This is a genomic window from Apibacter sp. B2912, from assembly GCF_009827835.1.
Taxonomy (GTDB): Bacteria; Bacteroidota; Bacteroidia; order Flavobacteriales; family Weeksellaceae; genus Apibacter.
In genome coordinates this window covers 290,697-304,624 of record NZ_WINV01000002.1, presented here as the reverse complement: position 1 = coordinate 304,624, position 13,928 = coordinate 290,697, and the positions used below count along the sequence as shown (strand labels likewise).

General features: G+C 31.8%; 10 protein-coding genes. 7 read left to right on the top strand and 3 right to left on the bottom strand.

Features of this window, described 5'->3' with window-relative positions:
* Nucleotides 1–2 precede the first annotated feature (2 nt).
* Nucleotides 3–422 (bottom strand): hypothetical protein, encoded by a 420-nt coding sequence (locus GFV01_RS04670; RefSeq protein ID WP_105297550.1) that lies wholly within the window; start codon nt 420–422, stop codon nt 3–5.
* Nucleotides 423–876: 454 nt separating this feature from the next.
* Here GFV01_RS04670 and GFV01_RS04665 point away from each other — a divergent pair, with 454 nt between their 5' ends.
* From GFV01_RS04665 to GFV01_RS04635, 7 genes are all read left to right on the top strand, one after another.
* Nucleotides 877–3,084: an anaerobic ribonucleoside triphosphate reductase gene (locus tag GFV01_RS04665; RefSeq protein WP_160565196.1), complete on the top strand. Its 2,208-nt coding sequence runs from the start codon at nt 877–879 to the stop codon at nt 3,082–3,084.
* Entirely contained in the window at nt 3,077–3,580 is a 504-nt protein-coding gene (gene nrdG / locus GFV01_RS04660) for an anaerobic ribonucleoside-triphosphate reductase activating protein (RefSeq protein ID WP_160565194.1), read from the top strand. Before GFV01_RS04665 ends, nrdG begins: the two co-directional genes overlap by 8 nt.
* 173 nt (nt 3,581–3,753) lie before the next feature.
* The gene (gene gyrA / locus GFV01_RS04655) at nt 3,754–6,366 is read left to right on the top strand and encodes a DNA gyrase subunit A (RefSeq protein WP_160565192.1); all 2,613 of its coding nucleotides are present in this window, start codon (nt 3,754–3,756) and stop codon (nt 6,364–6,366) included.
* A 9-nt stretch (nt 6,367–6,375) separates the two neighbouring features.
* Complete coding sequence (locus GFV01_RS04650; RefSeq protein WP_160565190.1) at nt 6,376–7,755, top strand: tetratricopeptide repeat protein; 1,380 nt, start codon at nt 6,376–6,378, stop codon at nt 7,753–7,755.
* A gap of 125 nt (nt 7,756–7,880) precedes the next feature.
* Complete coding sequence (locus GFV01_RS04645) at nt 7,881–8,498, top strand: LemA family protein (protein WP_160556611.1); 618 nt, start codon at nt 7,881–7,883, stop codon at nt 8,496–8,498.
* 21 nt (nt 8,499–8,519) lie between these two features.
* On the top strand, nt 8,520–8,942 hold the full coding sequence (locus tag GFV01_RS04640; RefSeq protein WP_160565188.1) for a TPM domain-containing protein: 423 nt from the start codon (nt 8,520–8,522) through the stop codon (nt 8,940–8,942).
* Nucleotides 8,926–9,726: a YgcG family protein gene (locus GFV01_RS04635; RefSeq protein WP_160562680.1), complete on the top strand. Its 801-nt coding sequence runs from the start codon at nt 8,926–8,928 to the stop codon at nt 9,724–9,726. Before GFV01_RS04640 ends, GFV01_RS04635 begins: the two co-directional genes overlap by 17 nt.
* A gap of 177 nt (nt 9,727–9,903) precedes the next feature.
* Here the strand turns inward: GFV01_RS04635 and GFV01_RS04630 are convergent, their stop codons facing one another.
* Together GFV01_RS04630 and GFV01_RS04625 are read right to left on the bottom strand one after the other, a co-directional pair.
* A complete protein-coding gene (locus GFV01_RS04630; protein ID WP_160565186.1) occupies nt 9,904–11,130 on the bottom strand; it encodes an aminotransferase class V-fold PLP-dependent enzyme in 1,227 nt (408 codons plus the stop codon).
* A gap of 62 nt (nt 11,131–11,192) precedes the next feature.
* The gene (locus GFV01_RS04625) at nt 11,193–13,895 is read right to left on the bottom strand and encodes a PD-(D/E)XK nuclease family protein (RefSeq protein WP_160565184.1); all 2,703 of its coding nucleotides are present in this window, start codon (nt 13,893–13,895) and stop codon (nt 11,193–11,195) included.
* Between the last annotated feature and the right edge of the window lie 33 nt (nt 13,896–13,928).

Below are 13,928 nucleotides of genomic sequence, written 5' to 3'. Positions count from 1 at the left end.
TTTTATTTAAATGAAGCATGATTACTTGTTTTAAGCAATCTTCCTTCTCCCATAATTTCTTTTTTACCATCAAAATAATAGGTATTATAGTATAAAATGTTTTTTTCAATTTTAACAGTCTTTACTTTAATCCCTCCATTTTTATTGATAAATCTTTTAAAACTGTCCTTTTTAGCGTCTCGATTTGAGAAAAATAATATATAATCGCAATCATTTAACCATTCAATCCTTTTAAAAGATTCAACTCCGTTGGTAACTTCCAGCTGTTTATTGCCATTTCTCACAATAAGGGAACTTAAGTTGGAATTTTCGCTAATATTTCTGAATTCACCCCGATTAAAGTCAAGACAGGTAAGGTTCTTTTCCTGAGCATAGCAGATAAAAGAAGTATATAAAAATAAAAGTACTGATAGTTTTTTCATGTCTCAAATATAGTAAAATAATATCTCCAAATTTAAGTCCCTGTTAATAACTTTACTACCTAAATGCTGATCTTTTAAAATGTGATTATTTATTATTTTGACTTATTTATTTTTTTAGACGATTCGATCAATAATTGATATTTTTCTATAAATTTTAGTAATAATATCATAAGAAATAATTATGTTGAAAATTAAATTCTTAAATAAAAAAAGCTAAGTAAAAATAAAATTATCTTTGTACTAACATATGAAGCTTTATCGAATACATGACCAATAATGGGAAAAAATCCTGTATTCTTACTACCTTAAATTATTGAATATTCAATAATTACGTTACAATTATTAGTATTCCAAGTTTCATATATAACCCTGTATTTGGCGACAATTAAATTTTATGTCTCCAAGTATAAGGTTTTCATCTTACATAAATTGCAATAGATAAAGTAAACATAAAATGATTCAGACAGTTATTAAAAGAGATGGACGCATTGTCGAGTTTAATAAAAATAAGATTTTTAATGCGATTAGCAAAGCTATGCAAAATACGGAAAATGGAGTGGATTCTTTTTTAATACAAAAAATTACTGAAGATATATCCCAAACAGGCAATGTAGAAATGACGGTTGAAGCCATTCAAGACATGGTAGAGATGGAATTAATGAACAGTCCCCGTAAAGAAGTTGCAAAAAAATATATCTCCTATAGAGATCAAAGAAATGTTGCAAGAAAGGCTAAAACTTGCAATATGTTTTTGGAGATTATTGAAACCAAATCCAATGAAGTTACAAGGGAAAACGCAAACATGAATGCAGACACCCCTGCAGGAATGATGATGAAATTTGCCAGTGAAACTACCAAACCCTTTGTGGATGATTATCTTTTAAGTCCTGAAGCCAAAGAAGCGGTCCTTTCCAACTATATACACATTCACGATAAAGACTATTACCCGACTAAAAGTCTAACCTGTGTACAACATCCATTAAATAAAATTTTAGAAAACGGTCTTTTTGCAGGACATGGAGAATCAAGACCGGCAAAAAGAATTGAAACCGCCAGCATGTTGGCTTGTATTTCGTTAGAAACCGCTCAAAATGAAATGCACGGAGGACAAGCAATTCCGGCATTTGACTTTTATTTAGCGCCGTTTGTAAGAAAAAGCTATATCGAGGAAATAAAAATTCTTGAAAATATAAACGGTCAAAATTATGAACACCTGTATGACTACGCGATTAAGGATTATGTTAAGGAAGAACTTGATCAAAAACAAGGTGATGAAAGAATTGTACAACATGCCATCAATAGAACCGTAAGCAGAGTTCATCAATCTATGGAAGCATTTATCCACAACATGAATACGATCCATTCCAGGGGAGGAAATCAAGTAGTATTCAGTTCCATTAATTATGGTACGGATACTTCTCCGGAAGGAAGATGTGTGATAAGAGAACTTTTAACAAGTACGGATGAAGGTGTTGGAAACGGTGGAACTGCAATTTTTCCTATCCAAATATGGAAGAAAAAGCGAGGAGTAAGTTATTTACCGGAGGATCCGAATTATGACCTGTATAAATTAGCATGCAAAGTTAGCGCCCGACGTTTTTTTCCAAACTTTTTGAACTTAGATGCTACGTTTAATCATCATGAAAAATGGAATGCACAAGATCCTAAAAGATATCAATACGAAACAGCCACTATGGGATGTCGTACGCGTGTGTTTGAAAACAGATTTGGAGAGAAAACATCCATAGGTAGAGGTAATCTTTCTTTTACAACAATCAACTTAGTTAGATTGGCATTAGAAACCCGCGAAATAAATGATGAAACTGAAAGAAAACGTCAATTTTTCCAAAAGCTGGATCATACGTTACAAATAGCTGCCGAGCAACTGCATCAACGTTTTGAATTTCAAAAAACAGCAGCTCCCAAACAATTTCCTTTATTGATGTCGACATTATGGAATGGATCCGAAGAACTAAAGTCTGAAGAGACAGTAGAAAAAGTAATCAACCAAGGTACTTTGGGAATCGGATTTATAGGACTTGCCGAAGCATTAGTAGCTTTAATAGGAAAACATCATGCGGAAGATGAGGAGGCTCAAAAATTAGGACTGGAAATAGTTACATTTATGAGGGATAAGTCTTTAACTTTTTCAGAAAATTATAAACACAACTATAGTATTCTAGCCACACCGGCAGAGGGCATAGCAGGTAGGTTTACCAGAAAAGATAAAAAAGACTTTGGAAGCATTAAAGGTATCACGGACAGAGAATATTATACTAATTCTAATCATGTACCGGTATATTATAAATGCAGCGCTCACTTAAAAGCTAAAATTGAAGCACCTTATCATGATTTAACTCGCGGTGGACATATTTTCTATGTTGAAATAGATGGAGATGCTACTCATAATCCCGAATCAATCATGACTGTAGTGGATATGATGGATAAATATAACATCGGCTATTCTTCTGTGAATCATACTCGAAACAGATGTTTACCCTGCGGGTATGAAAATGCTTCTGCGCATTTAGACGAATGTCCAAAATGTGGAAGCACCCATATTGACCGTTTGCAACGAATTACGGGATATTTAGTAGGGACAACCGATAGATGGAATTATGCTAAGTTAGCGGAATTAAACGACCGAATTATTCATGACTAAACTATCTATACTAGATATTATAAAGGATACAACGGTGGACGGACCCGGCTTTAGAACTTCTATTTATGCGGCAGGATGCATTCATAAATGTGTCGAATGCCACAATCCGGAATCTTGGGATATTGATAATGGAAAACCCTATACGATTAATGAGCTTATTGAGATTATAAAACAATCAGAATTTTCAAATGTAACTTTTACGGGCGGTGACCCGTTAATACAAGTAAAAGAATTTACAGAACTAGCCAAAGAAATTAAAGCTACTTCGCATAAAAATATTTGGTGTTACACAGGATTTACCTTTGAGCAAATACATAAATCCAAAAAATTATCACAAATTTTACCTTATATAGACGTACTTGTAGACGGTAAATACGTGAATACTTTATACGAAGAAGGATTACCATTTAGAGGAAGTACCAATCAAAGAATAATTGATGTCCAAAAAACACTTTTGCATAAAAGTATAGTAATCAGAGAGAACCAATTTATATAAAAATTTAATTAGTAAATATTCCATTGAGATAAATTCAATTGAATCCAAATTGATATATAAACACGAACTATAATCGCACAAAATCCTTAAAAGGCATGTCTAATTGCGTGTTCGATAAAAATTCATTATCTTTACGGTCTTATATACTAAAGAAAAAATAAACAAGTACACTTATGATAGGAGAAGGGGAAAAATTAATTCCTATTAATATTGAAGATGAAATGAAATCATCATACATTGATTATTCAATGTCTGTGATAGTTTCCAGGGCTCTACCCGATGTAAGAGATGGTTTGAAACCCGTACATAGAAGGGTTTTATATGGGATGTATGAATTGGGAGTTACTGCCAACAGTTCTTACAAAAAATCTGCAAGAATCGTTGGGGAGGTTATGGGTAAATACCATCCTCATGGAGACTCGTCAGTATATGACACTATGGTAAGGCTTGCTCAGGAATGGTCTATGAGGTATCAGCTGGTAGACGGTCAAGGTAACTACGGTTCCGTAGACGGCGACCCGCCTGCAGCAATGAGGTATACTGAAGCCCGACTAAAAAAGATTTCTGAAGAAATATTATCGGATATAGATAAAGATACGGTTGATACTCAACTTAACTTCGACGATACATTAGAAGAGCCTAAAGTGATGCCTACCCGTATTCCTATTCTGTTAGTGAACGGTGCATCAGGGATCGCGGTTGGTATGGCTACCAATATGGCTCCTCATAATCTTACTGAATCTATTAGTGCCATTTGTGCGTATATTGATAACAGAAATATTACTATTGATGAATTAATGCAGCACATTAAAGCTCCCGATTTTCCTACCGGTGGTATCATATACGGTTATGAAGGGGTAAAATCTGCGTTTGAAACTGGAAGGGGGAGAATCATTTTACGAGGTAAAGCCAATTTCGAAGAAGTACACGGCAGAGAAGCCATTGTAGTTACAGAAATTCCATATCAGGTAAATAAAGCCGATATGATTGCTCGTACGGCCGAATTAATCAAAGAAGATAAATTACAAGGTATTTCTGAAATCAGAGACGAGTCTGACAGAAATGGAATGAGAGTAGTTTATGAGCTTAAACATGATGCCATCCCGAATGTAGTTTTAAATCTTTTATACAAATATACTGCATTACAAACCTCATTTAGTGTCAATAACATTGCACTAGTAAACGGAAGACCCGTTCAGCTTAATTTAAAAGATATCATTCATCATTTTGTTGAGCACAGACATGACGTCGTGGTAAGACGTACTCAATACCTTCTTAAAAAAGCTCAAGAACGAGCCCATATCTTGGAAGGATTTATGAAAGTTATTGCTACTCAAGATACTTTAGATTTAGCTATTAAAATAATCCGTGAAAGTTCAAGTCCAAGCGAAGCAAAAACGGGCTTAATTCAAGAATTTGAATTAACGGATATACAAGCTCAAGCGATCCTGGATCTTAGATTGGCTCGTTTAACCGGAATGGAGTTGGATAAAATCCGAGATGAGTATAATGCTATTATGAAAGAGATCGAATACCTTAAGACTATTTTAAATGACGAAGGACTAAGATATTCTATCATTAAAGAAGAATTAGAAGAGATCAAGCAAAAATACGGTGACGAGCGTAAGACCGAAATCAATTTTGCGGGTGGAGAAATGAGTATTGAAGATATTATTCCTGACGAAAAAGTTGTTTTAACTATTTCTAAAATGGGATATATCAAAAGAACTTCTCTTTCTGAATATAAGACCCAATCAAGAGGTGGTGTTGGAAACCGTGCAGCATCTACCAGAGATGAAGATTTCCTTGAATACGTTGTTTCCGCTACTGCACATCAGTATATGCTTTTCTTCACAGAAAAAGGTAAATGTTTCTGGTTACGAGTATTTGAAGTTCCAGAAGGTTCCAAAATAGCTAAAGGACGACCTATTCAGAATTTAATAAATATCGAATCAGACGATAAAATCAAAGCTTATATTTTAACTCATGACTTAAAAAATGAGGAATATATAAATAATACGTTTTTAGTAATGGTTACCCAAAAAGGAACCATCAAAAAAACAACATTGGAAGCTTATTCCAGACCACGTGCCAACGGAATTAATGCTATTAATGTTAGGGAAGGAGATACTTTGGTAAGCGCAAGTTTAACTTCCGGTAACGATGAAATAATGATTGCTACCAAATATGGAAAAGCTATTCGCTTCCCTCAAGAAAAATTAAGACCCATCGGTAGAAATGCTTCAGGTGTACGAGGTATTACTCTTGGCGATGAGGATGATGAAGTTATTGGAATGGTTATTATTTCAGATCCTGAAAATGACACTATTTTAGTTGTATCAGAACAAGGATATGGAAAACGAACTCACGCCGATGCATATCGTATTACTAACAGAGGAGGAAAAGGAGTCATAACTTTAAATATAACTGATAAGACCGGTAATCTGATAGCTATCCAAAAAGTTACCGATGATAATGATTTAATGATTATTAATAAATCCGGTGTTGCCATCAGAATGTCTGTGGAACAACTTAGAGTTATGAGCAGGAACACTCAAGGAGTTAAATTAATTAATCTTAAAAAGAACGATGAAATTGCTGCCATAACTAAAATTGAAAAAGAAGAAGGGGTTGATGAAGAAGAATATGATGAAAATGGAAATACTATTAATGGTGAAACCTCGCTAAACGTTACAGAAACAAATGAAAAATTAAATGATTCTGACGATTCAGAAAATGATTTAAATGAATCAAACGAAGAAAATAATTCAGAATCACAGGATTAAAACCATTATATGAAAAAAATATCAGTTTCTCTATTTATATTAGTTAGTTTATGGTCTTTTGGCCAAGAGAAAGAAATAAAAGATGCTTTTAATGCATTAGAGAAAGGAAATAAAACTCAGGCTGAGTCATTAATTCAACAAGTAGAACCAACGGTTAGTTCTAATATATCCGGAATCAATCCTGACGTATATGCTAAATATTTATATGTAAAAGGAAATTCCTTATTGGAACAAGGAAAAACTCTTGAATCTGCTAAAATATTTTCTAAATTAGCTCTTTATGAAAAAGGCCCTATTTATTCTTTAAAAAATAAAAATACTAAAGAAAAGGCTTTTGTTCTTACTAAAGAAGAAGCAGAAAAACTTAAACCCGAAGGTTTTACAGGTTTAAAAGAAACTAAATCGGGTACAAACTATATTCAAAAAATAATTCCGATTTTAGAACAAAAAAGACAAGAATTATCCGGCAGGGCAACTTCTGAATATAATGCGAAACAATTTTCGAAAGCGGCTGATGATTTTTTAGAATCCTTTTATTTAACTCAAGCAGCTGGAAATGCGGATGAAGTTTTCAAATATTATGCAGCAATTTCTTATCATGCAGCCAATAATAATAAAAAAGCTCTTGAACTGTACTTAGAATTACTAAATGAAGGCTATACAGGTAAGACAACCACGTATACAGCGTTACAAAACGGTAAAAGAGTCGGTTTAAGCGAAGAACAATACAATTTATTCAAATCGGCACCCAATTCCGGATTTTCAGACTTTAAAAAAGAGGAATCACCATCCGTTGAAGCAGATTTATACAATTATGCAATTTCCTTATTAGTTGCAGATAAAAGGTATAATGAAGCTATGACTTTAGCTGAAAAAGGATTGAAAAAATTTCCGAATGATACTAATTTAAATTCTCAAATAGGAGAATTATACTATCAAACCGGTCAAACAGATAAATACATTGCTAAATTAAGAGAAGCTATTGTAAAAAAACCTAATGATTATGTTTCTTATTATAATCTAGGAGTATTATACAGCAAAGATCCTAAAACAGCTGAATTAGCTAAAGAATATTATAATAAGGCTTTACTTATTAAACCGGATTATCCGGCAGCATATCTGAATTTGGCAGCTTTATTATTAGCTCCTGATAAAGAAATTGTAGAAAAGATGAAAGCTTTAGGATCTTCTAGAGCTGATCAAGAAAAATATGATGCTTTAGTCGAAAAAAGAAAAGCAATGTTCAAACAGGCCTTACCTTACATGGAGAAAGCATACAGTTATGATCAAAAAGATAAAGGTATTATTCAAGCGTTAATAGAAGCGTATAGAGTTTTACAGATGAAGGATAAAATGGAAGAAATGAAAAAAGCAGAATCTGCTTTATAAAGAAAATAATATATTACAACATATTGTAAGGGAAGTAGTTGAAAACTTCCCTTACTTTTTAGGAATAATATTTGATATTGGATAATATAATTAATTAATCGTAAATATAAATTTAAGTAAAAATTATGAAAAAAGGATGTTTAATCGGAGGTGGTATTATAGGATTAATCGCTATAATTGTAATCGGAGTATTTATGTGGGGGGTAAGCATTAATAATAATATGATTGAACTAAATAACGATGTAAATTTAAAATGGAGTGCTGTAGAAAGTTCATATCAAAGAAGATCAGACTTAGTACCCGGTTTAGTAGCAACCGTTAATAAAGCAACTAATTATGAGAAAGAAACTCTTACTTCTGTAATTGAAGCCAGAGCAAAAGCATCTTCAGTACAGATTGATCCTTCAAATTTATCTCCTGAAAAATTAGCTGAATATCAAAAAGCGCAATCCGGATTAGGTTCTGCTTTAGGCAGATTATTAGTTACTATTGAAAAATACCCTGATTTAAAAGCCAATCAAAATATTTTAGGACTTCAAAATCAATTGGAAGGAACAGAAAATAGAATTAAAATCGATAGAGATAACTTCAACCAATCTGTTACAACCTATAACAATTATATACAAAAGTTCCCCGCAAGTATTGTTGCTAATTTTAGAAATTTTAAAGAAAAAGGAACATTTAAAGCAGATGCAGGTGCTGAAAAAGCCCCAAATGTTGATCAATTGTTAAACGGTAAATAATTTAAAAAAACTACTTTTAGAATGTTATTTTCACCCCGGGACGAAGAAGATATTATTGAAGCCATTAGACAAGCCGAAGCGATGTCTACAGGGGAAATTAGGGTACATATAGACCAAAACCTAACGGGGGATGCGTTAGCCACGGCGCAATCCCTTTTTACCAAATTGGGTATGGAAAAAACAAAAGATAGAAATGGTGTCTTATTTTATGTATCCGAAAATAAGAAAAAAATTGCTGTAATTGGAGATGTCAACATTCATAAATATGTGCATCAAAATTTTTGGGATGGACTTTTAAAGGAAATTACATTTTCATTTAAAAAAGATAATTATAAAGAAGGTTTAATCAACGCAATTTTAAAAACCGGAACTAAATTGAAAAAATTTTTTCCAAGAGATGGAAAAAATATAGAAAATGAATTACCCAATGAAATATCCCGTTAAAATTATTTTAGTCCTTTTTGGCTTATTATTTTTAAATAACTTTATTTACAGCCAAACGGAATTTAAAATCCCGGAAAAACCAAAGATAATTTATCCCGTTAATGATTATGCTAATATTCTTACGGAAGAGCAACAAAATAAATTAAATAATAAGCTAATATCTTATAGCGATTCAACCTCCACGGAAATAATTGTTTGTATTGTTAAAACATTAAATGGTGACGATATCAATTATGTGGGAGCCAAATGGGGTGAAAAATGGCAAATCGGACAAAAATATAAAAATAATGGTATTTTATTATTAATAGCTTCCGATGATCATAAATTAGCTATACAGAATGGGCGAGGAGTGGAAGATGCCATGACTGACTATACTTCCAGTACTATTATTCATCAATATATGATTCCTTATCTTCAGCAAAATGATTATTATGGTGCTATAAACTCCGGTACGGATCAAATCATAAAGGTTCTTCAAGGGAAATTTAAAGCAGATAACCCAGAGGATACTGATGATACTACTTCAGGGATCATAGTTGCCGTATTTATATTTTTCATTATACTGTTGTATATATTAATGCATAAAAACAATAGAAACAACACATATTATGACCGAAACGGTAAGAGAAGGAATAATGATGATGATTTTTGGGGTGGTTTAGGTGGATTTATCGGCGGAAGTATATTTGGCGGAAGTGGGGGCAGTAGTTCCCGAGGTGGTGGTTTTGGAGGTTTTGGCGGCGGAGGAAGCTTTGGTGGAGGCGGTGCCAGTGGTAGTTGGTAATATTAAAAAAATATTACTATTACCTACCGATTATTTTCCTCATTCTTTATTCGTGTTTATATGGAAATGAATAGGAATATAATAATACTATATAATCGCCGGCCAGACTTTTCTAATTAAAAATTGTCATACTTATTAGACGATTGAAATAACTGTTTAATTAATCATAATTTAGTTTTATCTAAGCATTTTTTGAGCTAAACACATCCCATCAATTAATTGATCAATATCTTCCTTAGTTGTATAGATGGCAAATGATGCTCGTACTGTACCTTTTATTCCCAAGCGTTGCATAATGGGTTGAGCGCAATGATGTCCGGTCCTTACTGCTATCCCTTGTTTATCTAAAATAAATCCGACATCTGACGAATGAATATTTTCGATATCTAAATTAAAAGAAAGTGCTCCGGAAGTATGTTTTGCATTTTGAGCATAGATGATTATATTATCTAGTTGCGAAAGTTTATTTTTAGCATACTTCATAATTTCGTCTTCATGTTTACTAATATTTTTAAAACCTATAGTTTGCACAAAATCTATTGCATTTTTTAAGACAATATTACCGGAAATATTCGGAGTACCTGCTTCAAATTTAAAAGGCAAATCTGCATAGGTCGTCTTTTCAAAAGTAACTTCTTTAATCATTTCTCCACCTCCCTGGTAGGGTTTCATGGATTCTAATATATTTTCTTTACCGTATAAAATACCCACACCGGTAGGACCATAAAGCTTATGTGAAGAGAATACATAAAAATCGGCATCTAAATTTTGTACGTCAACCTTTCGGTGGGATACGGCTTGTGCTCCGTCTATAAGCACATATGAACCCATTTTATGGGCTTTAGAAATTATTTCTTCAATTGGATTGACTACTCCCAATGCATTGGAAATATGATTTACAGCTACTATTTTAGTTTTTTCCGAAAGGAGTCGATCATATTCATCCATCATCAAATCTCCGTTGTCATCCACAGGAATAACTTTAATTTTTAGATTTTTTCGTTCGGCTAATAATTGCCAAGGAACGATATTCGAATGATGTTCTAAATTGGATATAATAATTTCATCGCCTTCGTTAAGTAAGGGTTCTATTCCTGTTGCTACTAAGTTGATACTGTCGGTCGTTCCTTTAGTAAAAATAATTTCGTAATCCTTTTTTGCATTTAAAAATTGTTGCACAGACTTTCGGGATTCTTCCATTTCCACGGTAGCCAATTGACTAAGGGTATGAATTCCTCTATGAACATTAGAGTTTATAGTTTTATAATATTTTTCTTCTGCCTCTATTACGGAAATCGGCTTTTGAGTAGTTGCAGCATTATCAAGATAGACTAAAGGTTTGCCATTTACTAACTGATTTAGTATAGGAAAAATATTTTTTATATCTTTTAAATCTTCGTTCATGGTAAGAAAGTTAAACTTCAAAATTAAATGATTAAATTGAATTAAAAATTATTTTTTTGTTATTATTTAATAAAAGAAGATTTTTCTACAAATGGAATATCCGGATCAGCAATTTCTAAGATCAATCGGGAAACTTCCTCAAATAAAATAGTAGCTTGAGATTCGTTTAGACTTTCAGAAGAATCAATTTTTAAAATCTCCAATCCTCGAAAAGGTTTTTTAAAACTCCAAATTCCCACCTTTACCGATTCTGAAAGTTTTTCATGTAAAATCATATAAGCATAGAAAACAAGCTGAATATAAAATTTAAAATTTTTATCTTCTTGAATTTGATCAAATCTATCTGACTTAAACATAAGAGTATCTATAGATGTTGTTTTATAATCTATAATTCGGTCCTGGCCATTAAAACTATCCCAGCGGTCTACAAATCCTTTCAAAAATAAGGTGCCTATTTCAGGTAAATTAATAGTGGAACTAAGTTCTTTTTCAATTTCTTTTAAGAAAATGATATTACCGTTTTTTAGGTCGGTTAAATCTCTTAACAATATTTTTTCAATGGTTTTTTCCGCTAGCAGTTTTTGTAAGTAATTTTGCCCTTTTTTAAATAAGTCGGGATTTAATTCTTTTTCAATATATTTATTTAAATAAACAGAATAATTTTTTAAAGCTGCAAGTAAATCCTTTTCCGTTAGTTTATTTCCTTGCCATGGGGAATAAATAGATTCTAAAGTATGATGAATCAAATTTCCGTAATTTAAAGCAGAAATTTCCTCTTCCATCTCTTGTTGTTCATTAATCTTTAAAATCTTTTGTAAATAGAAATTGATTGGATTGTAATGATAATTGGTTAAATGAGTAGGAGAAATAGGATTTTTTAGCCAATCTTGAATTGAATTCAATACAGCAGGTGATTTTTCAATGATTAGTTCCTTCGATTGTTTTAAATTTCCTCCATAGGTGGCTACAGATTCTATTATGGTATGTTTAGACTCAAATTCTAATTGATTAATAAATCTGCTTTTTTCTCCGGAGTTAATACCTTCAGTATAATTATTATAAACTAAGGTAATGTTTTGTGCGTGTTGTATTAATCTATAAAAATGATACGCATAGATGGCATCACTTTCAAGAAAAGTATTGATTCCGTAATTTTTCTTAACATCAAAAGGAATAAAAGAATTATCATTTTTTCCACCCGGCAAAATTCCTTCATTAACTCCGGTCATTAGTATATTTTTAAAGCTTAGCAAACGAGTTTCCAAAACTCCCATAATTTGAAGTCCCTCTACCGGTTCGCCAATAAAATCAATAGTTTCATTATTGATTACATGCTGATAAAATGTGTAAACAAGAGAAAAACTTTGAAGGGAAATATCTTGCGATAATTGTGTATGTAAAATGGAGAAAAGATTTTTAAATTTTAAATAATTTTCTTTTAACACCTGATGATCAGAATCTGTTTTCCAAAATTGTTCAGTACAAAATTCATAAAGTTTATGTATCAAATCGATAGGATTTGCATATTCTTTAAATATAAAATAATAGTAAGAACTACCTAAACGTTTGTATATGAGAGAATCAGTTAAATAGATAAGATTATTCCTTTTTATTTCAGAAATAAATTCAATAACAGATATAGTATTATGTAGCAATGGATTCTGAAGAAGGGATAAGATATCGTTATAGTAATATCCTTTGGATGTATTTTTTTCTCTAAATATGTGTAATTTAAAAATTTGCTTAAATAATGATGCTAAAAATGAATTTTTAAGAGTAAATCCCATAGTTATATTAACTCGGGATATATTTTTAGGTATGCTTTCCAATATTGCCGGTAGAATTGATTCATCGCTTAATACTAATGCGGTATTGTGTAACTCTTCTTCAGGAAGGGTAGATAAGATTGAACTGATATATTTGGCTTGAGCTACGTCTTGAGAAGTACTCACTACATGTATATTTTTTTTTTGGTTGAAATCATCAGTTACCCATTTGAAATCTCGAGTTGCATAATAATTCCAATTTTTATATTTCCTTAAAAAATCTCCGGCTTCTTGATTACTGTTGTTTAAATAGTATTTATCGGCATCCCAATATAAATACGTTTCGGCATGTGATATATAATGTTTAATCAGCTTTTCTTCTTTGGGCGTTAAGGCATTTAATCCGACAAAAACATACTTTTCATTCTCAGGAATATGAATACCTGTTAATTGGCTTAACACATGGTTTAGAATCATTCCATACGTGCCCAATCCTTTAGTTTCCAAAGAATCCTTTAATTTATGATATAAAATTATGTTGTTTTCCCAAAATTTTACATTTTTATAATATAATTTTTTTTCACTGGTGGTATCCAGCTTATTCACCCAATTTTCTATTCTTTCAATGGAAGCCATATGCTCTAAAACCCTATGAGGATTATCAGAGAAAATTTCTATATCGTTAAAATCTTTAAGAAGAGTAGGTATCCATTTTAAAAATTCATCAAGAGTTTCCTCTGCATTTACGAATTTTTTCTGTATTTGAAAAGCTTCCAACCAAAGAGGAATATTTTCAATTTTAACTAAATGGGAATGATTGTATATAAAATCTTCAATGGTATAGAAAGTAGGCAAAAATCCGTTATACCCTTTTTTAATAAGATATCTTTTAAAAAATATGATAGGTCTTCTTCCGGGAATAATGATAGTAAATTTAGATAAATCATTATTTTTTTCCAATAACTCATCAATTACTTTTTCTATAAAATTTGTATGCATAAATATATAAAAAGCGCTTGTTAAAGAATTAAT

Coding starts and splice junctions, on each gene's coding strand:
- GFV01_RS04670 (WP_105297550.1), bottom strand. CDS start 422: ATGAAAAAACTATCAGTACTTTTATTTTTATATACTTCTTTTATCTGC.
- GFV01_RS04665 (WP_160565196.1), top strand. CDS start 877: ATGATTCAGACAGTTATTAAAAGAGATGGACGCATTGTCGAGTTTAAT.
- nrdG (WP_160565194.1), top strand. CDS start 3,077: ATGACTAAACTATCTATACTAGATATTATAAAGGATACAACGGTGGAC.
- gyrA (WP_160565192.1), top strand. CDS start 3,754: ATGATAGGAGAAGGGGAAAAATTAATTCCTATTAATATTGAAGATGAA.
- GFV01_RS04650 (WP_160565190.1), top strand. CDS start 6,376: ATGAAAAAAATATCAGTTTCTCTATTTATATTAGTTAGTTTATGGTCT.
- GFV01_RS04645 (WP_160556611.1), top strand. CDS start 7,881: ATGAAAAAAGGATGTTTAATCGGAGGTGGTATTATAGGATTAATCGCT.
- GFV01_RS04640 (WP_160565188.1), top strand. CDS start 8,520: ATGTTATTTTCACCCCGGGACGAAGAAGATATTATTGAAGCCATTAGA.
- GFV01_RS04635 (WP_160562680.1), top strand. CDS start 8,926: ATGAAATATCCCGTTAAAATTATTTTAGTCCTTTTTGGCTTATTATTT.
- GFV01_RS04630 (WP_160565186.1), bottom strand. CDS start 11,130: ATGAACGAAGATTTAAAAGATATAAAAAATATTTTTCCTATACTAAAT.
- GFV01_RS04625 (WP_160565184.1), bottom strand. CDS start 13,895: ATGCATACAAATTTTATAGAAAAAGTAATTGATGAGTTATTGGAAAAA.